Here is a 20,208-nt window from a genome sequence, read left to right as displayed (position 1 = left end):
AGGCGCGCTTGCGCGGCGGGGGCAGCGCCCCCTAATCGCCACTTCGACTTTTGATCAACATGCTGATTAAAGGCACCAACACTGTCGCCATCGAACCCAATGGATTCGCCCCGATGCTTTTGACGGCCTGCACAACTTCGCGCGCTTCGGACGCCATCTCTTCCAACTCATCCTCGATATCTGCAATTGCCATGTCGCGAACTTCAACCGCCGGGGCGACTTCGTCCTCTGCGTTGCTGCGTCGCGCGAACAAGACCAGCAGACAGGCGAACGCAAGATTGCCAAGTGCCAGTAATGCAGCGGCCGAGGCAGGAGACATGGAGTTTTGCAGAGCAAAGAACAAAGCAACGTTCACAAGCACCAACGCTGACAGGGCAGCAATGCCCGCGATCCCCATCAAAATAGTCTGCTGTTGAACCACGGCCAGACGGCGCCGGGCGATCAGACGTTCCGTCCGATAGATCGTCACCAGATTTCTACTCAATCTGCTCATGGGTCCCTCCTAACCTTGTGCGCGTCCGACAACGTATCCCAGCGAAAACGCAATCAGTAACGCAGTCATCGGATAATCCTTCTGCAGGCGGCCGAATTCCTCGACCACGTCCTCTCCCAAGGACTGTGCCTTGCTCAGATCAATGCCATGCTCTTCAAGCAGCTTTCGGATTTCATCTGATGTCTTGACGCGTTCGGGCGCGTCCTTGAGCTTCGGGTCTTCTTCAACCCGCGCTTCCAACGTCGCGTTGCGCTGCCGTAGTTTCTCTAACTCTGTTTCAAGCTCTGCTTTTGTCGCCATAATGCCTTGCCCTCAATCCATGGGTCTGAGGCAACCGTCGCACAACAAGTTGTTTTTTTGAACTGTTTTTGGGTAATGCTACCCAACGGCATCCATCGAAACCGAGCTGACCACTCCGCCCCCGACCAGTGCCTGAACACCGGTTGTGCCGGGGCACGAGGTCGGCAGGCCTCGCGCCACGCGCACCGCCAGATAGGCAAAAGCCTGCGCCTCAAGCATATCGCCATCCAGTCCCACCGCCTCAACCGGTTCGACCGGGCAGTCCAACGACACGCGCAGCATCTCCATCAAAACCGGATTATGTCGCCCACCGCCGGTGACCAGCACACATGACGGAGGTTTTGGGCAATGCTCCATCCCTTGCACGACCCCCGCGGCACACATCCCGGTCAGGGTTGCCACGGCATCCGCATCGTTCAATTCCTGCACCAGACCGATCATTTCCGAAAAATCATTCCGGTCCAATGATTTCGGCGGCATCCGGGCAAAGTATGGCTCGGCCAAAAACAGCTCTAGCGCGCCCATTTCGACGGTGCCATCACGTGCAAGCGCTCCGTCCCGGTCCATCGGCAGCCCCAGCCGGGCTTGCATCAGATCGTCAACAGGCGCATTTGCAGGCCCGGTGTCAAAGGCCAGCAAAGCACCCGGCGCTTCGGGTCCGTCAAAGGACGGATCAACATAGGTCAGATTGCCGACCCCACCCAGGTTCAGAAAGCACAGGGGCCGATCCGCACCAAACCACTTGGCGCAGGCAAAATGAAAGAACGGCGCCAGCGGAGCCCCCTCGCCCCCCATCGCCACATCATCGCTGCGGAAATCCCAGACGACCGGACGCCCCAACGCCTGCGCCAGTCCCAGACCGTCACCCACTTGCAAGGTGCCACGCCCGCGCGGCTCATGTGCCAGGGTCTGGCCGTGAAAACCGATCAGGTCGACCTCTTCAAATTCCGACAGTGCTTCGGCATGGGCAAAAGTGACCAATTCGGCGGCTGCATCGACATCTGGCCCGTGCCACTGCCCCAGCGCCCTACGCAACACGTCGCGTTCAGCGTCAGTGTAGGCGCGATAACCGCTTGGCCCGAACCCGATGATCTGGTGCCCGTCGGTTTCGACCATCGCGGCATCCACCCCATCCATCGAAGTCCCCGACATTGCGCCCAACGCCCGGATCACACCGTGTTTGCTGATGGTCTGGCTCACGCCTGCCTCCTGATCTGGCTGTTCTTTTCGCCACATCCGGGTCTTTGGGTTCACCTCTGGGTTGCAGCCCGGTCAAACTGCCTTTTGTTTGCACAAAAACGCAAGCGTTCTCATCAGGCGGCATTCATTTTTCGCAAATCGCGTGGCGGGATCGACACCCGACACACTTATGAAAAGGTGGCTTTTCCTCCTGCGCGCTGCCGCCTATACAGTGCCCCGCAACATTAACCCAAAGGGCACGATATGACCTACCACCCCAAATCGGATTTCATCGCCACGATGATCGAGCGCGGCTTTCTCGCCGACTGCACCGATTATCAGGGCCTTGACGACGCGCTGATCAGTGGGTGCAAACCGGCCTATATCGGCTTTGATGCAACGGCCAAGTCGTTGCATGTGGGCAGCCTGATCCAGATCATGATGCTGCGCTGGTTCCAGAAAACCGGCCACCAGCCGATCACCCTGATGGGCGGTGGGACGACCAAGGTGGGCGATCCGTCGTTCCGCGCGGATGAACGCCCCCTGCTGGGCCCCGAACAGATCGACGAGAACATCTCGGGCATCAAGAAGGTGTTCGCCGCCTATATCGACTATGACACGGACGCCGAGAACAAGGCGCTTATGCTGAACAATGCCGAATGGCTGGACGATCTGAACTACCTCGATTTTCTCCGGGATATCGGGCGCCATTTCTCGGTCAACCGGATGCTGTCGTTTGAGTCTGTGAAGTCGCGGCTGGATCGTGAGCAGTCGCTGAGCTTCCTCGAGTTTAACTACATGATCCTTCAGGCTTATGACTTCCTGGAACTGAACCGCCGCTATGGCTGCGTTCTGCAGATGGGCGGCTCGGATCAGTGGGGCAACATCGTCAACGGCATCGACCTGACCCGCCGCGTGCTGGATCACGAGATCTACGGCCTGACCTCGCCTCTGCTGACCACCAGTGACGGCAAGAAAATGGGCAAGTCTCAGGACGGTGCGGTCTGGCTGAACGCTGAGATGCGCTCGCCCTATGAGTTCTGGCAGTTCTGGCGCAACACAACCGACGCGGATGTGGGCCGGTTTCTGAAGCTCTACACTGAATTGCCGGTGGATGAGTGCGATCGTCTGGGCGCCCTTGCCGGGTCCGAGATCAATGAAGCCAAAATCCGTCTGGCCAATGAGGTCACAACCCTGCTGCATGGCGCGCAGGCTGCGGCCAACGCCGAAGCGACCGCGCGTGAAGTGTTCGAGAAAGGCGGCGTTGGTGGAGATCTGCCAACACTGACCCTCAGCCCTGACGAATTGGGTGACGGCATGTCCATCGTGCAGATCATCGTCAAATCGGGTTTGGCAAAATCCGGCAAAGAGGCCAAGCGCCTGATCGCCGAGAACGGGGCCAAGCTGGATGATGCTCCGCTGACCGATGCAGGGCTGATGATCGACGCAGGCGCGCTGTCATCGCCCATCAAGCTGAGCGCTGGCAAAAAGCGCCACGCGCTGGTTCAGCTCGGCTGACAAGGCCTCAATCAGAAGAGGCAAAGCAAAAAACGGCCACCCAATCGGGTGGCCGTGTTGCTTCGTAAGACGGGGTGTTTACCTAAGTCCCTTTCCGCCCCCTCGACCGCCGCCACGACCGTTCCGGTCATCGCCGCCTTCGTCATTGTTGGCGTTGTTGCCCCGGCCCGGGCTGCTGCCTTCGCCGCCATTCCCGCTACCGTTGTTGCCTTTGCTGCCGCCTTTGCCGCCTTTACCTTTACCTTCGCCGCCTTTGCCGCCGCCTTTGCCTTTACCTTCTCCCTTGCCGCCGCCTTTTCCGCCGCCATCACCGGGTTCACCACCGTCTCCGGGTCCACCGCCATCACCGGGTTCACCACCGTCTCCGGGTCCACCGCCATCACCCGGTTCGCCACCATCACCGGGTTCACCACCATCACCGGGTCCGCCGCCATCACCCGGTCCGCCGGCATCACCAGGATCACCACTGTCACCGGGACCGCCACCATCGCTCGGGTCGTCGCCATCTCCGGGTTCACCACCGCCTGGCGATCCTGGACTTCCTGCATCTGCAAACGCTTCACCAATCGGTTCAGATCCCCGGCTTTCACCACGGTTTTCACTTGATCCCGAAAGGCTTGCCGTCGGCAAGTCCGTCAGTAGCGCGGCGAGACCCGGACACTGTGCCCCGGTCACGTCCAACGTTGTCTCGAAATCCGACCGTCTCTGAAGCCTGTCCAGAAAACTCGGCGTCACCTGCACACAATCACATAGGCCCGCATAATCCCCGGCATTCGCCAGGCTGCGGGCTGTTTTTCCAGTACAGGTTTCCGGTGCAGCAGATGCACTGCCAATCATCACCAATCCAAAAACAGGCGCGACAAATACAGCGCCCAGCGTTTGTTTCTTACTCATAACCATATCAGGACCTCCTGGCGAAAAAACACATGACGGCCCCAACATCTTCACTCACAAACAGGCGCGTTTTCGTGAGGGTCGGATTAATTTGTCTTCAGGAACGCAAGCACAGCCCGGATGGGCAGCGTCATCATCAAAAGTGTGGACACCACCCCCGCGTAGCAGTTATTGAACAAGTGTTCATATCTCTGGGAGGAGTTCACCATGCACCTGTCCACCACAGCAGCACTCGTCACCGGCGGCGCTTCCGGTCTCGGCGAAGCCACGGCCCGCTATTTTGCCTCTGAAGGTGCGCAGGTTACCATTCTGGACCGCGACGCGGATCGCGGCGCAAAGGTCGCTGCCGAAATCGGGGGTCACTTCGCGCAGACGGACGTGACTGATGAAGATTCGGTGGCTGCCGCCGTGCGCCATGGCGTGGAGAAGATGGGCAAGATCACTGCTGCCGTAAATTGCGCGGGCATCGCGTATGGCATCAAAACGGTCGGTAAGGATGGTCCCCACCCTTTGGATGCCTTTCAGCGCACCATCGACATCAATCTGGTCGGCACTTTCAACGTGTCTCGTCTTGCCGTCGCCGAGATGGCCAGGAATGACCCCGAGTCCGATGGCGCGCGTGGTGTAATCATCAACACCGCCTCTATCGCCGCCTATGACGGGCAAAAGGGTCAGGCGGCCTACGCAGCGTCCAAAGGCGGTGTCGTCGGCATGACCCTTCCGATGGCCCGTGATCTAGCCTCAACCGGCATTCGCGTCATGACAATTGCACCCGGCATCTTCATGACACCGATGCTGGCTGGCCTGCCCGAAGAGGTACAACAACAGCTCGCTGCTGACGTCCCGAACCCGCCCCGTTTGGGCGACCCGAAGGAATACGGTCGTCTGGCCGGTTTCATTGTCGAGATGGGTTATCTGAATGGTGAGGTCATCCGCGTCGACGGCGCCCTGCGCATGCGCTAAACCTGCCCCATGTCGGAACGTGAAAAAATGCAGTCCGGTCAATGGTATTGCTGTCTGGACCCGGAACTTGATGCCTTACGCGCGCAAGCGAGACACGCCGTTCACGCGCACAACAATTGCCCACCCGACGCACGCGGCGCGATGGCACCAGAGCTACGTGCCTTGCTGGGTCAAGTAGGCGAAGACTGTTTCCTCGAAGCCCCGTTTCATTGCGCCTATGGGATGAACATCCATCTGGGCAACCGGGTCTATTTCAACGCGGGCTGCGTGGTATTGGACACAGCCCCGGTACGGATCGGGGACGACTCAATGTTTGGCCCCCATGTCCAGATCTATTGCGCCCAACACGCCAAGGACCCGGCTGAACGGGCGCAAGGGCTGGAAATCGGCTTGCCGGTTACAATAGGCAAACATGTGTGGGTCGGTGGTGGCGCGATCCTGTTGCCCGGCGTCACTATCGGCGACAATGCCACGATTGGCGCAGGCAGCGTCGTCACCAAAAACGTTCCCGCCGGAGAGACAGTCGCAGGAAACCCTGCCAGAGGTCTGAAGCCTTAAGCGCTTTCAGCCTTTTCTTCGAGCATTAGCCACTCTTCCTCTGCAGCCGAAAGCTTTTCTTGCCGCTCCACCAAAGCGTCGGTGGCCTTCTGGAACTTGACAGGCTCGCGGGTGAACAGTTCGGGATCAGACATCAACTCTTCCAGCTTGGCGATCTCGGCCTCCAGGCGCGCGATCTCGACGGGCAGTTTTTCCAATCTGTGTTTTTCCGAGAAAGACAGACCCGATTTCGGCTTGGCCTCTTGCTTGACCTTTGGCTTTGAAGCTTTTGCTTTTTCTTCTTTTTTGCCCGTCACATCACCGCGTTGCGCGATGTAATCCGACCACCCACCGGCATAAACCGTGGCGCGCCCATTGCCCTCCATCGCAATGGTCGTCGTGGCCACACGGTCCAGAAAATCCCGGTCGTGGCTGACCAACAGAACCGTGCCGTCGTAATCGTCCAAAAGCTCCTGCAACAAGTCCAGTGTCTCGACATCCAGATCGTTGGTCGGTTCGTCCAGCACCAAAAGGTTCGAGGATTTCGCCATCAGCTTCGCCAGCAATAGCCGTGCTTTTTCGCCACCAGACAGGGACTTAACGGCCGCTCTTGCCTGCCGTTCGTCAAACAGAAATTCCTTGAGATAGCCAACGACGTGCTTGGGCTGTCCGCCCACCATCACCTGATCGGCCTTACCCGACACCCGCATCTCGGGGTCACCGGTCAAACTGTCCCAAAGGGACATCTCGGGATCCAGTTGAGCGCGAGTTTGGTCGAACACAGCGATCTCAAGGTTGGTGCCCAACGAAACCGAACCCTCATCCGGCTCCACCTGTCTCAACAGCATTTTCAGCAGCGTAGTCTTGCCCACCCCATTAGGTCCGACAAACGCCACGCGATCACCGCGCTGCACCAGAAGGTCAAAATTCCGAACAATCTGCTTGTCGTCGAACCCCTTGGCCAAGCCCTTGGCCTCAATGACCTTACGACCCGACTTTGGCCCCGCTTCAAGCGTCATGGCAGCGGAACCCTGACGTTTGATCTGCGCCGCCTTTTCCGCCCGCAACGCTTGCAAGGCCCGTACCCTGCCCTGATTGCGTTTGCGCCGGGCGCTGATGCCCTCGACTGCCCATTTCGCTTCGGATTTGATCAACCGATTCAACTTGTGACGCTGTTGGTCTTCTTCTTCCCAGACCTTGTCCCGCCAGGACTCAAACGCATCAAAACCCTGCTCCTGCCGTCTGACAGCCCCTCGGTCGATCCAAAGCGTCGCCCGCGTCAGTGCCCGCAAAAATGCCCTGTCGTGCGAGATCAATACAAAAGCCGCCCGGGTTGATCCTAGTTCGCGCTCCAGCCACGCGATGGCTTCAATATCCAAATGGTTGGTTGGCTCGTCCAGCAGCATCAGATCGGGGGCTTCAGCCATCAACTTGGCCAATGCTGCCCGTCGCCGTTCCCCACCCGAGGCTGTCTCAACGGGGCGAGAAGGATCGAACTTCAGCCCTTCACCCGCCCGTTCCACCTTGTACAATTCGCCCGGCTCCAACCCACTAGAGGCATAGTCCCCCAGAGTTGCAAACCCCTCCATCGTTGGGTCTTGCTCCATATACCCTACGGATTTCCCCGGCGGTACAACGATCTCGCCCTGATCAGCTTCAACCAGTCCCGCCATCACTTTCATAAGGGTCGATTTGCCCGACCCATTGCGCCCCACCAGTGCCACGCGGTCACCGGGTTGGACAACCAGATCAAGATCGGAAAACACCGGATCGCCCCCGAAGGTCAGGGAAATGCCGGACATCTGCAACAAAGGAATTCTCGCCATGCCCGCCAGCTAAACCGGCAGTCACACTGCGTCAACGCCCCAGCTTCACCTTTTCGAAAATACTCAAACTACCGGGCCACCGCCCGCAGCAGACGTTTCCGCGCTGGGGGAATCGCCCGGATTTCCAACCCGGTAAAAACGTGCAGCGTGTTCATGTCGCGATCCACAACCGCGTGATCACTGACCCAGCCACCCATCATCAGATAGGTCCGCAACAAAGGCGGCATTCGTAACATCGCCTGCTTCAGATCCGGCCTGCGCCGCAAACGCGTGGCAAAGCGAAAAACATCCGGTGCCTTCACCCGCGGCAGCCATCGTTTTGGGGCCAGATGACGGTGTTTGAGCATCGCAAACGCGTCCAGGTACTGTTCGGTCTCGGTACCGGCAAAGGACGAACACCCAAACAACATCTCAACGCCGTTCTGATCCACATAAGCAGTCATCGCACCCCACGCGACGCGCAGAATATCGGGATCACTGCAATCGGGGTGGACACAGAACCGCCCCATCTCGACCATTCTGCCGTTGAAACCCTCAAGCGAGCTTAGGTCGTAGAACTGCGCAGAATAGCTGCGCCCGACTTCTCGACCGTGATCCATACTCATCATACGAAAACAACAGACAAGCCGCGCGTCAGTGCGCATGTCCTCGACCAAAACGTGGCAACACCGCCTGTCGAACGCATCAGTGTCCAGCTGCTGAGTGCCAAAAGCCTGTGTGCGCAATGCCTGTGCGGCACTGATGTCTTCAGCCGACTGCGCCAATCGGGCGCGATAGCGCCCTTTGCTCAACAAAACCGCTGTCGCCACGGTCGCATCCTCCGGGGTTGCCGACCCAATGTTGTCTTCATGACCTCGCTGACACAAGACATGTGACCGTCTTGTGACCAACGCAAGTCAGCAGACCGAATTAGTTGGCACCCGGAATGTTAGCCGGGTTGAAGTTGCCGATATTGCCAAGCAGCTGACGCAGGAAGCCTTTGTCCTGAACGTTGGAATCAGTCACACGGCGTTCCAGGGGAATCACGATCCCGTCTTCCAGGCCAAAACGCTCGATGTTTCTGACCACGCCACGTTGGTCAAAGCTGATGGCAACCAGTTCACGCGATACGACCTCAGGCCGTTTCGGGCCGTAGTGCCGCACCCGCGAGCGGACATAGTAAAAGCCTGAATCCCGCACCACACCCGAAGCGCCCGGAGCACCGATGGCTTCTTCCACGGTGTCGCGCGTATCGACGCCAACCTTGATTTCCGCCAGTTCCTCGGCCGGGGGGACATAGCCGTGATTCTTGAAGATGGGCGTACAGGCCCCGACCGCAGCCAGACAGGCAACAAACACAAGCGATTTTGTCGCTGGTTTCAACCGGTTCATTACCTTCAACATATGCACCCTCTTGCCTTGGCCTCTTGCGGCTTCTATCCGATTACAGAAACCGCTGCCACGGTTCAACACATAGAAAGGCTCACAAATGAGCAACCTTACATCACTTCGGGTGGCCGATCTGCCTCAGAACGCTCCAACACCGTTCGATCTGCGCCCTTCTGCCGCTTCGTTGGACGAGATTCGGCAAGATCTGGGATTGCTGGGTTTGCGCAAGCTCAGCTTTGTCGGAGAGGTCCGAGCGCAGGGCAAGCGCGACTGGGTTCTCAACGGCAAGCTTGGAGCCACTGTCATCCAGCCCTGCGTCGTGACCCTCGACCCTGTCACAACCCGTATTGATGTCCCGGTTCATCGCACCTTTCTGTCCGATTGGACCGATCCTGATGAACCCGAGTTCGAGATCCCCGAAGATGACGAATCCGAACCGCTGGGTCCCGAGATTGATCCGGCACTGGTCATGGTCGAGGCGCTGGCGCTGGCATTGCCGCAATACCCACGCAAGGACGGGGCAGAACTGGGCCAGGTCGACTATACAGAGCCAGGCAAACAGGCCATGACCGACGAAGACGTCAAGCCATTTGCCGGATTGGCGGGTTTGCGCGACGCGCTGAAAAAAGACGAGTGACAGGGGGCTGATTTCCTGTCATAGCAGGCGGCCAGAAAAATCGCTTGAACATGACGAGAATCGCAGTATTTTCGCGCGCTCATCGGATTTTGGGTTGGACATTGCGGGGCTGGTCGCCTAAACGCGCGTCAAACCACGATAAAACGAAATATGAAACCCGGTCGGCGGCGAATCTGCTGACCCTCAGTAGACAAAGGTTGAGACCATGGCCGTCCAACAGAACAAAGTTTCCAAGTCGCGTCGCAACAACCGCCGCGCACACGACGCTCTGGTTGCTGCAAACCCGAACGAATGCCCCAACTGTGGCGAGCTGAAGCGCCCGCATCACGTTTGCGCATCCTGCGGCCACTATGATGATCGTGAAGTCGTCGCACAGGCCGACGAAATCGACCTGGACGAAGACGCAGCCTAAGCCTGATTGAGCGCAGGCCGAGGCATGACTGAACAGCCCACGCACGCCGGACGGATCACCATCTCGGTCGACGCCATGGGTGGGGATGAGGGTCCCGCAGTTGTTGTTGCCGGTCTGGCGAAGTCGGCTGACAAGAACCCGGATATTGGGTTCTTGCTGCACGGTCCCGAGCAGGTCCTGCGAAAGCTAGTCGCAAAACGGCGTGTCCTTGAGGGGCGCGTCGTTTTTCGTGATTGTCCGGACGTCGTCACGATGGAGGACAAGCCAAGTCAGGTTGTGCGCAACGGCAAGCAAACTTCGATGTGGTCCACGCTGGAGGCTGTGCGCCAGGGCGAGGCACATGGTGCGGTGTCTTGTGGAAACACCGGTGCGCTGATGGCGCTGTCGATGATGCGCCTGCGCAAACTGCCGGGCGTGAACCGCCCGGCCATTGCGATTCTGTGGCCTTCGCGCAACCCTCAGGGGTTCAACGTGATGCTCGACGTAGGCGCCGACGTCCGCGCCGACGCCAAGGATTTGCTGCAATATGCCCTGATGGGCGCTTCATATGCGCGCAATGGCATGGCGCTTGCACGGCCCCGCATTGGGTTGCTGAATGTCGGCACCGAAGAACACAAGGGCCGCGCCGAGCTGAAAGAAGCGCACGCAATGATCACCGAGTTTGCAGAGCAGGCAAATTTCGAATTTGTGGGCTTTGTCGAAGGCAGCGACATTCCGGGCGATAAGGCAGATGTCATTGTCACGGATGGGTTTACCGGCAATGTTGCGATTAAGACCGGTGAGGGTACAGCCAGCCTGATCGGTGACCTGCTGCGCCAGGCGTTCAAGTATTCTCCGCTGTCCCGGCTGGCGTCAATTCTGGCGATCACCTCGCTAAACCGTCTGAAGAAACGGATCGACCCAAGGCGTGTGAACGGCGGCGTCTTTCTTGGGCTGAACGGCACCGTGGTGAAATCTCATGGCGGCGCAGACGCGACCGGCGTGTCGGCTGCAATCAAGCTGGCCTTTACGCTGGCGCAATCGGGCTTTTCCGAAAAATTGGCCGCGCGGGTTGCATCCACAGCCCAGCTTGCACAAGATGCCGCGCAAGCTGCGCCGCAGACCGAAAAATAATCAAAAAGGCAGTACCCCAACATGGCAGGCCGTTCAGTTGTAGTAGGTGTCGGGCATTATTTGCCGGAACGCATTGTTCCTAATTCCGAGTTTGAGAAAACGCTGGACACAACCGACGAGTGGATCCGAACGCGATCGGGTATTGAGCGGCGCCATTTCGCAGCCGAAGGCGAAACGACCTCGGATCTGGCGACAAAAGCTGCCGAGGCGGCCTTGGCAGATGCCGATTTGAGTGCGGATGACATTGACGCCATCGTCGTAGCGACATCGACCGCTGATCTGACCTTCCCGTCTGCGGCAACCATGGTTCAGGCCCGGCTTGGCATGACCAAGGGGTTTGCCTTTGACGTACAAGCCGTATGCGCGGGATTCGTTTTTGCACTTTCCAACGCAAATGCGCTGATTGTTTCGGGTCAGGCCAAGCGCGTGCTGGTTATCGGCGCCGAGACGTTCTCTCGGATCATGGACTGGACGGATCGCTCCACGTGTGTCCTTTTCGGCGATGGAGCCGGAGCGTTGGTGTTGGAAGCTCAGGAAGGCAACGGCACTTCGGATGATCGCGGCATTCTGGCAACCGATCTGAACTCGGACGGTCGCTACAAGGATCTGCTCTATGTCGATGGCGGAGTATCTACTCAATCCACCGGGCATTTGCGTATGCAAGGCAACCAAGTGTTCCGACATGCTGTTGAAAAACTTACAAAAACTGCTGAAACCGCACTCGAGCGCGCGGGTCTGGGCAACTCGGACGTAGACTGGATCGTGCCGCATCAGGCCAATATCCGCATCATTCAGGGCACCGCCAAGAAAATGGGCCTGCCTATGGAGAACGTCGTGGTGACGGTTCAGGATCATGGCAACACCTCGGCCGCATCGATTCCGCTGGCCCTTTCGGTGGGCAAACAGCGTGGGCAGATCAAGCCCGGCGACCTGATCGTGACCGAAGCCATTGGCGGTGGGCTGGCATGGGGCGCGGTTGTTCTGCGCTGGTAACCGGCGCAAACCGGCTTACACAGCCACCCGCAATTCATTGATATTGACAGCGAATTTGCCATACCCATATGCTTTGATATCAACAGGGGAAATGGCATGGGCGATAAAACACTGACTCGAATGGATCTGAGCGAAGCCGTCTTTCGCGAAGTTGGGCTTTCACGAAACGAAAGCGCACAGCTGGTTGAAAGTGTTCTTAACCACATGTCTGACGCTCTGGTGCGCGGTGAGCAAGTCAAGATTTCATCCTTCGGCACGTTCAGTGTACGCGACAAAACCGCCCGTGTTGGTCGCAATCCCAAAACCGGTGAAGAAGTTCCAATTCAGCCGCGCCGTGTGCTGACCTTCCGTCCGTCGCATCTGATGAAAGATCGCGTCGCTGCCGGGAATCGCAAGTAACCCCGAGGTCGCGCGGATATGAGCAAGTCTCCCGACGCGTTTCGCACTATCAGTGAAGTTGCGGATTGGCTTGGCGTACAGGCCCATGTTCTGCGTTTCTGGGAAAGCCGGTTCACGCAGGTGAAACCCGTCAAACGGGCGGGTGGACGCCGGTATTACCGCCCCAATGACATGCGGCTTCTGGGCGGGATCAAAAAACTGCTCCACGAAGACGGAATCACGATCAAAGGCGTGCAGCGTATCCTGCGCGAGCAAGGCGTGGCGCATGTTGCGTCGCTGTCTCCGTCGCTAGAGGAACATTCCCCTGCCCCGGCTGAGCCCGTGGAAGACACCGTGGTGCCGTTTGAGCCAAAAACTGCGCCAGTCACGGAACAGATCCACATGGATTTGGGCGAACCATCCGAGCCGTTGGTGAAAGAGGATGCTCAGATCAACGACGCGCCAACCGCTAACGCAAAACCAGTCGCAGAGCCTGAGCTTGATGCCGCCCCTTTGATGGGGGGAATCACCTCATTGGCGTGGAACCGAGCAGAGTTTGACGACGATCTGCTGCGCCGCATCGCTCCGATTGCAAAAGACCTGCGCCACTGGCTGGATCGTGTCGAGACACAGGCGACGGGTTAGGAAAAAAGGCATTGTTTTCCTCTTGCCCCTGCCGGGAAAATCTTTATGAACACCCCAACGTCGGGCTATGGCGCAGCCTGGTAGCGCGTCCGTCTGGGGGACGGAAGGTCGCAGGTTCGAGTCCTGCTAGCCCGACCAAATCACACCGACGTTTATGGCACACAGGCCAGATCCCGCTCTGGCACCAGAGGGGATCGAGATGACAGGTGTATGTCCAAACCAGCAGATCGAAGCGATGATCACGCGTGGCGAGATCAGCGCCAGCCCGGACGTTCTGCCTGCACAGATTCAACCGGCCAGCCTTGATTTACGTTTAGGAACAGTTGCTTACCGCGTCCGCGCCTCGTTCCTTGCGGGTGAAGGCCGTAGTGTCACGGATCGATTGACCGAGTTCGAGATGCACCGTATCGACATCACCGACGGGGCGGTTCTGGAAAAAGGCTGCGTTTATCTGGTGCCGCTGATGGAATCGCTCGCCCTGCCCGACGACATGAGCGCTGTCGCCAATGCCAAAAGCTCGACCGGGCGGCTGGACCTTCTGACCCGGACCATCACCGATGGTGGCACCGAATTTGACAGGGTTCCCGCAGGTTACTCGGGTCCGCTTTATGCGGAAATCTGCCCGCGCTCGTTCTCGGTACTGGTGCGCCCCGGAATGCGCCTCAACCAGATTCGCTTCCGTCAGGGTCAGGCGGTTCTTTCAGACGATGAACTGAAGTCTCTGCACGCCGAGTCTCCATTGGTTGACGGACCTGCTGTTATTCAGGACGGTCTCGGCTTCTCGGTCGATCTGCAACTGCCTGACACTGATCTGGTCGGCTACCGCGCCAAGCCCCACACCGGGGTGATTGATCTGGATCGTATCGGCGAATACGACCCGCAGGATTATTGGGAGGAAGTGCGTACCAAGGACGGTTGTATCATCCTTGATCCCGGCGCGTTCTATATCCTTGTCAGCCGCGAAGCAGTGCATATTCCGCCGATGTACGCCGCTGAAATGGCCCCCTATCTGGCAATGGTTGGTGAATTCCGGGTGCACTACGCCGGTTTCTTTGACCCCGGCTTCGGTCACGCCGCTGCGGGTGGAGCTGGATCGCGCGGTGTTTTAGAGGTTCGCTGCCACGAAGCACCTTTTGTGCTAGAGCACGGGCAAGTTGTCGGGCGTCTGGTCTATGAGAAAATGGCCGACATGCCGACGCAATTGTACGGCGCGGGCATTGCATCAAACTATCAGGGTCAGGGCCTGAAATTGTCCAAGCACTTCAAGGCGGTTGGGTAAGCTCTAGAATTTCATGAACCGGCGCATCTGCCGGCTCATCTTTTCTGCCTGCCGTAGCTTTTGGGCATGATCAGATGAATTGGCGTGCTTTGGCCCCTTCGATGAACCGTCGCCCTTGCCCATGCGACTGGCCGTATCAATGCCCTTGTTCACGCCTTTGTTCACCAGTCGCCGCATGACCTGACGCACGATCATATCAATGATCCGATTTGCATTCATTGCTCAACTCCCTGTCCTCGCGGCTTAAGATAGGCGTTTTATGCGGCAACAAAAGGGCTGCGTAGTCACTCTTCCTCGAACAGCTCGGTCTGATCTTCGTCGGCCTCATCCTCGCGCCCTTCACCCAGCGGAATGGCACCCGGTGGAGGCCGGTTTTCGAGAAGCCCAGCCGCCCGAAGTTCTTTCAGGCCAGGCAGGTCACGCGCGTTTTCCAGACCAAAGTGATCCAGGAATTCTGGCGTAACCACAAAGGTCACAGGACGGCCCGGCGTCATACGGCGACGGCCCAGTTTGATCCACTCCATCTCCAAGAGCTGATCAATGGTTCCGCGCGAAACGGAAACTCCGCGGATTTCTTCGATCTCGGCCCGTGTACAGGGCTGATGATAAGCCACGATGGCCAGAGTTTCGATCGCGGCGCGGCTGAGTTTGCGGGTTTCGACCGTTTCCTTCTGCATCAGAAAACCCAAATCAGGCGCCGTGCGGATGGCCCAAGCCTCACCGACACGCACAACACGCACGCCGCGGCCTTCATAACGTTTCTGAAGCAATTCAACCGCTTGCGCCGCGTCGCTGCCATGGGGCATCCGGGCTTCCAGATCTGCGATTGTCACCGGTTCAGAACTGGCGAAAAGAACAGCCTCGACCATGCGTTCCTGTTCCGCCAGCGGAGGTGCTTCGAACAGTGTACCGGTTTCTTCAGGGGCGTCAGTCACGTGTCTCGGTCCTCTTTCGCAGATGGATCGGAGCGAATGTCTCGCTCTGTTTCATCTCCATATGTCCTTCTTTCACCAGCTCTAACGAGGCCGCAAAAGTTGCCGCCGTCGCAGACCTGCGGCGCACCGGGTCGGCGTCCCAGCCCTCCGGCAGGTACGTCTCCATGTCGGTCCACGCTCCGGCAAAGCCAATCAACGGGCGCATCCTTTCCAGTGCCTGTTCCATCGTGAAGACCGAGTCGCGATCCATCACAAAGGGGCGGAATTCATCCCGCGTACGGATACGGGCATAGCCCTGCATCAGATCCAGCAGCGTGGCGGAATAGGTCACGGTGCGGATACGGGTGATATCTTCGCCCTGCCCGCGCTTGAAGAAATCGCGGCCCAACTGATCGCGCGCCATCAATCGCGCTGCAGCGTCGCGCATGGCCTGAAGGCGTTCTAGCTGAAACGCCAGATGCGCGGCCAGTTCCTCGCCCGATGGCCCCTCGTCATCGGGGTCCGGAGGCAACAGCAACCGGGATTTGAGAAAGGCCAGCCACGCGGCCATAACCAGATAGTCAGCAGCCAGTTCGATCCGCAGCGCACGGGCCTTTTCAACGAAAGCCAGGTATTGCTGCGCCAGTGCCAGAACCGAGATTTTCCTCAGATCCACCTTTTGCGTCCGCGACAGGGTCAGCAGCACATCCAGAGGGCCTTCGAATCCATCGACGTCAACGATCAGTGCTTCGGCCGCAAGACGATCCGCGACCGAGACAGGGTCTTCGCTAAAGAGGTTATCGTTCATATACCTGCCCGCCCATTAGGGCAGATAGTTCCGCTTCGACGGCAGGGATGTCAAGTTGCTGCGGAGGTTTGCGCATCGCCAGCGCCCGTTCTGCGCGGGCTTGTGCCTGATCGGTCATCTCTCCGGCACTTTCCATCACTGCGGCACGGTCTGCAAAACTGCCATTACAGTGCAGAACAACATCACATCCCGCCTGAATGGCCTGACGGGACACTTCAGCCGGAGTGCCGCTCAGCGCTTTCATCCCGATATCGTCGGTCATGATCAGCCCACCAAAGCCGATCTTTTCGCGGATCACACCCATCATGGTGGCTGAAATTGTGGCCGGTTGGGGATCTATCTGATCGTAGACCAGATGCGCGGTCATCCCCATCGGCAAATCGTTCAGTGCACGAAACGGCGCGAAATCGCTGCTGTCCAATTCGTCCAATGACAGATCGACATGCGGCAAGTCGTAGTGGCTGTCCAGCGTGGAGCGGCCATGTCCGGGCATGTGTTTGATCACAGGCAGAACGCCCCCGTCCAAGTGCCCTTTTGCAACGGCTCGACCAACCTTGGAAATCTGTTCAGGATCAGAAGCATAGCAGCGATTCTTGAGAAATGCGTGCGTATCAGACCGCGCCACATCGACCATGGGAGCGCAGTTGCTGTCGATCCCCAGGCTGAACAGTTCGTCCGCAATCAGGCGATAGCGCAGATACATCGCCCGCTCGGCCTGATCGCCTGCACGCGTAACGTGATCCAGCGGTGGTAGCCATTCGCGGGCCAAAGGTGCGCGCAAGCGCTGCACGCGCCCGCCTTCCTGATCAATGGTGATCGGGCAATTGCGCCCGACCGCCTCGCGGAAGTCGTCGCACAGGGCGCGGACCTGATCGGCGTTTTCGATGTTGCGGGCAAACAGGATGAACCCGAACGGGTTCATCTGGCGGAACAGGTCTCTTTCCTCCTGCGTCAGACGCAGTCCTTCGGCATCGGTGATCGTTGCGCCAAATTTCACCGCACGGCCACCGGAATACAATCAGCCCCTTGCGCCACCAGCGCGGCACAGAACTGGCGCGAGTCGCTCAGGTCTTCAAATCCCAGAACGCGCAGGCGGTAAAAGGTTCGACCGCCGCTTGAGGTTTTCTGGATAACGCGCTGTTTACCGTCCATGTATTCACCGAACCGACCGCTCAGGCGATCCCATTCAGCCTGCGCCACCTGAGTGCTGTCATAGGCCCCAAGCTGCGCCAGACGCGTGCCTTTGGCCAGCGTGTCGGGATCGACATCCAGCCCAGCCGCAGCCTTCACGGCAGCATTGATCGCACCCTCAGACGCCTCACTGGGTGAGATCTGACTGCGCGCAGGGCGTTTGATCGGGCGCAATGACCTGCGGACCCCCGGCAACTCGGCAATGGCCGGATCTGGCAAGGCCGCAGCAAAATCGGCGGGATCAATAGCCGGTTCTTCCTCGGGCGTGGCCAGCGACGCCACTTGTGTCCCGTCTTCAAATTCCTGCTGGGTCTTGGCCGCCTCACCCGCCAGTTCAGCCACCAGCGCGTCCACCGCGCTTTGGCGCAGACGCGCAGCTTCCTGGGTGGTGATCGGCTCTTCGACAACATGCAGTGCCGGGGTCGGCTTCAGGTCGCCGCCGGGCAGGTCTTCGTCCGTCAAAGATACTGGTCGTGGCGCAAGGATCAGCCGATCTGCGGGGGCTGCAGCGGTACCTTCAGCGGCAACGGCATTGACGGCCAGCCCCTGGTGATCCGCAGGGGTTCCACCCGGATTTTCCGGTTGGATGCGCATCGGGCCTTCGGCCGCACGCACCACGGGCACGCCGCTCACATCCCGCATGACCAGTTGATAGCCCCATACGCCAACACCCGCGACCAACGCCAAGGACGCGACGGCGCCAAGAACATTTACGATCCGGCCCAGCCCATACGTGCCGCGCGGTGCGTCATAATCTTGCATATCATCGGGGTAATCATACGCATCCTCAGAATACGCTTGATTCGGGTAATGCATCTGCTCGGGGCTTTGCTGCCCCGAGTAATCGTAACTCGCCATGTCCGCCTCACTGCCCGTTTCGCGCCTGAAAATAAGGCGCGCGGGTCATTTCTTGCCTACCTCGTACCGGCGGTTCGGGCGATATTTGTTACCGCATCTCCTGCGCCGGAGTAACGCCAAGAATACCCAAGCCCGCTGAAATCACAACAGAAACGGCACGGGCCAATGCGATTTTCGACTGGCTTGTGGCAACATCGCCATCCTGTATGAAACGCAACTGGGTTTCGTCATTGCCCTTGTTCCACAGCGCATGGAAGTCGCCCGCGAGTTCATAGAGATAGAAGGCAACACGGTGCGGTTCATTGGTGCGCGCAGCAATTTCCACCAGACGCGGCCATTCGGCCAGCTTCTTGGCCACAGTCAGTTCTGAGGCGTGATCATTCTTGCTCAGATCAGCACCGGAGAGGGTCGCGTCATCTGCGGCAATCCCGGCTTCAGCAGCACGGCGCAGAACGCTCATCACACGGGCATGAGCGTATTGCACATAGAACACGGGGTTTTCCCGGCTCTGTTCCAACACCTTGTCAAAATCGAAATCCAAGGGCGCGTCGTTCTTGCGGGTCAGCATCACGAAACGGGTCACGTCCGGCCCCACCTGATCGACCACATCGCGCAAGGTGACAAAGTTCCCCGCCCGTTTGGACATTTTGAATGGCTCACCATTCTTCCACAGCTTCACCAACTGCGTCAGCTTGATATCCAGTGGCACTTTGCCGTCGGACAGTGCCGATACAGCCGCCTTCATCCGTTTGACATAACCGCCATGGTCGGCACCGAACACGTCGATCAGCGCGTCAAAGCCACGGCTGACCTTGTCATAGTGATAGGCGATATCCGGGGCGAAATAGGTCCAGCTGCCATCCGATTTCTTGACCGGACGGTCCACGTCATCACCATGCTCGGTCGACTTGAACAGGGTCTGCTCGCGCGGCTCCCAATCCTCGGGCTTCTTGCCCTTCGGCGGCTCAAGGACGCCTTCGTAGATCAAACCTTTGTCGGTCAGCGACTGAAGTGCCGCCTCGATCCGCCCTGTGCCATAGAGCGATTTTTCCGAGAAGAACACATCCATCTCGACGCCCAACGCCTTCAGGTCAGCGCGGATCAGGTCCATCATCGCGTCCGTGGCGAAGTTGCGCAGATCCTCCAGCCATTCGCTTTCCGGCTTGTCGATCAGGCTGTCGCCGTATTTCTCTTTCAGCGCCTCACCGATTGGGATCAAGTAGTCACCGGGATACAGACCCTCGGCAATCTCGGGGCTCAGACCATTGGCCTCGCGATACCGCTCATAGGCGGACCGCGCCAGCACATCCACCTGTGCGCCGCCGTCGTTGATATAGTACTCGCGGGTCACATCATGGCCGGAATAGGCCAGCAGGCTTGCCAAAGCATCTCCGAAAACGGCCCCCCGCGTATGGCCCACATGCAACGGGCCGGTGGGGTTGGCCGAGACGTATTCCACGTTGACCTTCTGTCCCTGCCCCATGGATGAGCGGCCATAGTCGGTACCTTTTTCCAACACCGCGGCTAGCACACCCTGCCAAACTGAAGCTGCGAGCCGGAGGTTGAGGAATCCGGGACCAGCCACTTCGGCGCTGGTGATCCGGTCATCCGCTGCTAGCTTCCCAGCCAGCACATCAGCGATATCCCGAGGCTTCATCTTGGCCGGTTTCGCAAGCACCATCGCAGCGTTGGTCGCCATGTCACCATGCGCGGAATCACGCGGGGGTTCGACCGCCACGTTGTCAAAGCTCAACCCCTCGGGCAAAGCGCCTTCGGACTGCATCTGCGTCAGTGCGTCCAGTACCAGGCCGCGGATCTCGGAAAACAAGTTCATTTCGGATGTCCTTTTGCTTGCCGGGCGGTTTAACACGCAAAGCGGCAAGGTCAATGGACGCCTAATGT

General features: G+C 58.7%; 23 protein-coding genes and 1 tRNA gene. 11 read left to right on the top strand and 13 right to left on the bottom strand.

What is annotated here, in order from left to right:
* Positions 1–31 precede the first annotated feature (31 nt).
* The 3 genes from GS646_RS06590 to GS646_RS06580 all read right to left on the bottom strand — a co-directional run bounded on the left by GS646_RS06590 (position 32) and on the right by GS646_RS06580 (position 1,993).
* Positions 32–493 carry a hypothetical protein gene (locus tag GS646_RS06590; protein ID WP_171183557.1) on the bottom strand — a complete coding sequence of 154 codons (462 nt, stop codon included), beginning with the start codon at positions 491–493 and terminating at the stop codon, positions 32–34.
* A gap of 9 nt (positions 494–502) precedes the next feature.
* Positions 503–793, bottom strand: coding sequence for a hypothetical protein (locus tag GS646_RS06585; RefSeq protein WP_171183559.1), 291 nt, complete (start codon positions 791–793; stop codon positions 503–505).
* A gap of 78 nt (positions 794–871) precedes the next feature.
* On the bottom strand, positions 872–1,993 hold the full coding sequence (locus GS646_RS06580) for an anhydro-N-acetylmuramic acid kinase (RefSeq protein ID WP_371732059.1): 1,122 nt from the start codon (positions 1,991–1,993) through the stop codon (positions 872–874).
* A gap of 243 nt (positions 1,994–2,236) precedes the next feature.
* Between GS646_RS06580 and tyrS the strand changes: the two genes are divergently transcribed.
* Positions 2,237–3,490, top strand: coding sequence for a tyrosine--tRNA ligase (gene tyrS / locus GS646_RS06575; RefSeq protein WP_171183563.1), 1,254 nt, complete (start codon positions 2,237–2,239; stop codon positions 3,488–3,490).
* Positions 3,491–3,568: 78 nt separating this feature from the next.
* Here the strand turns inward: tyrS and GS646_RS06570 are convergent, their stop codons facing one another.
* Positions 3,569–4,384: a hypothetical protein gene (locus tag GS646_RS06570; protein WP_171183565.1), complete on the bottom strand. Its 816-nt coding sequence runs from the start codon at positions 4,382–4,384 to the stop codon at positions 3,569–3,571.
* A gap of 207 nt (positions 4,385–4,591) precedes the next feature.
* On the opposite strand from GS646_RS06570, the gene GS646_RS06565 reads away from it, so the two are divergent.
* Together GS646_RS06565 and GS646_RS06560 are read left to right on the top strand one after the other, a co-directional pair.
* Positions 4,592–5,347 carry a 3-hydroxyacyl-CoA dehydrogenase gene (locus GS646_RS06565; RefSeq protein ID WP_171183567.1) on the top strand — a complete coding sequence of 252 codons (756 nt, stop codon included), beginning with the start codon at positions 4,592–4,594 and terminating at the stop codon, positions 5,345–5,347.
* A 27-nt stretch (positions 5,348–5,374) separates the two neighbouring features.
* The gene (locus tag GS646_RS06560) at positions 5,375–5,905 is read left to right on the top strand and encodes a sugar O-acetyltransferase (protein ID WP_305848851.1); all 531 of its coding nucleotides are present in this window, start codon (positions 5,375–5,377) and stop codon (positions 5,903–5,905) included.
* Here the strand turns inward: GS646_RS06560 and GS646_RS06555 are convergent.
* The 3 genes from GS646_RS06555 to GS646_RS06545 all read right to left on the bottom strand — a co-directional run bounded on the left by GS646_RS06555 (position 5,902) and on the right by GS646_RS06545 (position 9,093).
* Entirely contained in the window at positions 5,902–7,710 is a 1,809-nt protein-coding gene (locus tag GS646_RS06555; protein WP_253746751.1) for an ABC-F family ATP-binding cassette domain-containing protein, read from the bottom strand. The two genes, GS646_RS06560 and GS646_RS06555, sit on opposite strands and share 4 nt — an antisense overlap.
* Positions 7,711–7,778: 68 nt before the next feature.
* Entirely contained in the window at positions 7,779–8,519 is a 741-nt protein-coding gene (locus GS646_RS06550) for a GNAT family N-acyltransferase (RefSeq protein WP_171183571.1), read from the bottom strand.
* Positions 8,520–8,619: 100 nt separating this feature from the next.
* On the bottom strand, positions 8,620–9,093 hold the full coding sequence (locus GS646_RS06545; RefSeq protein ID WP_171090530.1) for an outer membrane protein assembly factor BamE: 474 nt from the start codon (positions 9,091–9,093) through the stop codon (positions 8,620–8,622).
* Between the two features lie 85 nt (positions 9,094–9,178).
* On the opposite strand from GS646_RS06545, the gene GS646_RS06540 reads away from it, so the two are divergent.
* From GS646_RS06540 to GS646_RS06505, 8 genes are all read left to right on the top strand, one after another.
* The gene (locus GS646_RS06540; protein ID WP_171183573.1) at positions 9,179–9,715 is read left to right on the top strand and encodes a DUF177 domain-containing protein; all 537 of its coding nucleotides are present in this window, start codon (positions 9,179–9,181) and stop codon (positions 9,713–9,715) included.
* A gap of 205 nt (positions 9,716–9,920) precedes the next feature.
* A complete protein-coding gene (rpmF, locus tag GS646_RS06535) occupies positions 9,921–10,127 on the top strand; it encodes a 50S ribosomal protein L32 (protein ID WP_008756996.1) in 207 nt (68 codons plus the stop codon).
* Positions 10,128–10,151: 24 nt separating this feature from the next.
* Positions 10,152–11,240 carry a phosphate acyltransferase PlsX gene (plsX, locus tag GS646_RS06530; RefSeq protein ID WP_171090535.1) on the top strand — a complete coding sequence of 363 codons (1,089 nt, stop codon included), beginning with the start codon at positions 10,152–10,154 and terminating at the stop codon, positions 11,238–11,240.
* Between the two features lie 21 nt (positions 11,241–11,261).
* Positions 11,262–12,233 (top strand): beta-ketoacyl-ACP synthase III, encoded by a 972-nt coding sequence (locus GS646_RS06525; RefSeq protein WP_171183575.1) that lies wholly within the window; start codon positions 11,262–11,264, stop codon positions 12,231–12,233.
* Between the two features lie 96 nt (positions 12,234–12,329).
* Positions 12,330–12,632 carry an integration host factor subunit alpha gene (ihfA, locus tag GS646_RS06520; protein WP_152458234.1) on the top strand — a complete coding sequence of 101 codons (303 nt, stop codon included), beginning with the start codon at positions 12,330–12,332 and terminating at the stop codon, positions 12,630–12,632.
* A gap of 18 nt (positions 12,633–12,650) precedes the next feature.
* Complete coding sequence (locus tag GS646_RS06515) at positions 12,651–13,256, top strand: MerR family transcriptional regulator (protein WP_171183577.1); 606 nt, start codon at positions 12,651–12,653, stop codon at positions 13,254–13,256.
* Between the two features lie 61 nt (positions 13,257–13,317).
* Positions 13,318–13,394: transfer RNA gene (locus tag GS646_RS06510), tRNA-Pro, on the top strand.
* A 61-nt stretch (positions 13,395–13,455) separates the two neighbouring features.
* On the top strand, positions 13,456–14,535 hold the full coding sequence (locus GS646_RS06505; RefSeq protein WP_171183578.1) for a 2'-deoxycytidine 5'-triphosphate deaminase: 1,080 nt from the start codon (positions 13,456–13,458) through the stop codon (positions 14,533–14,535).
* Positions 14,536–14,538: 3 nt separating this feature from the next.
* Here GS646_RS06505 and GS646_RS06500 read toward each other — a convergent pair whose 3' ends face one another.
* The 6 genes from GS646_RS06500 to argS all read right to left on the bottom strand — a co-directional run bounded on the left by GS646_RS06500 (position 14,539) and on the right by argS (position 20,140).
* The gene (locus GS646_RS06500) at positions 14,539–14,754 is read right to left on the bottom strand and encodes a hypothetical protein (protein ID WP_171183580.1); all 216 of its coding nucleotides are present in this window, start codon (positions 14,752–14,754) and stop codon (positions 14,539–14,541) included.
* 65 nt (positions 14,755–14,819) lie between these two features.
* Entirely contained in the window at positions 14,820–15,470 is a 651-nt protein-coding gene (scpB, locus tag GS646_RS06495; RefSeq protein ID WP_171090549.1) for an SMC-Scp complex subunit ScpB, read from the bottom strand.
* Positions 15,463–16,257: a ScpA family protein gene (locus GS646_RS06490; RefSeq protein ID WP_171179786.1), complete on the bottom strand. Its 795-nt coding sequence runs from the start codon at positions 16,255–16,257 to the stop codon at positions 15,463–15,465. Before GS646_RS06490 ends, scpB begins: the two co-directional genes overlap by 8 nt.
* Positions 16,247–17,254 carry a beta-N-acetylhexosaminidase gene (gene nagZ / locus GS646_RS06485; protein ID WP_171183584.1) on the bottom strand — a complete coding sequence of 336 codons (1,008 nt, stop codon included), beginning with the start codon at positions 17,252–17,254 and terminating at the stop codon, positions 16,247–16,249. Before nagZ ends, GS646_RS06490 begins: the two co-directional genes overlap by 11 nt.
* Positions 17,251–18,306, bottom strand: coding sequence for an SPOR domain-containing protein (locus GS646_RS06480; protein WP_171648453.1), 1,056 nt, complete (start codon positions 18,304–18,306; stop codon positions 17,251–17,253). Before GS646_RS06480 ends, nagZ begins: the two co-directional genes overlap by 4 nt.
* 88 nt (positions 18,307–18,394) lie before the next feature.
* Positions 18,395–20,140: an arginine--tRNA ligase gene (gene argS, locus GS646_RS06475; protein WP_171183589.1), complete on the bottom strand. Its 1,746-nt coding sequence runs from the start codon at positions 20,138–20,140 to the stop codon at positions 18,395–18,397.
* Positions 20,141–20,208: the final 68 nt, after the last annotated feature.

This window comes from Ruegeria sp. HKCCD4315, assembly GCF_013112245.1.
In the GTDB taxonomy this organism is placed as follows: domain Bacteria; phylum Pseudomonadota; class Alphaproteobacteria; order Rhodobacterales; family Rhodobacteraceae; genus Ruegeria.
The sequence above is the reverse complement of the archived record's forward strand: the minus strand, read 5'-3'. Positions and strand labels throughout refer to the sequence as shown.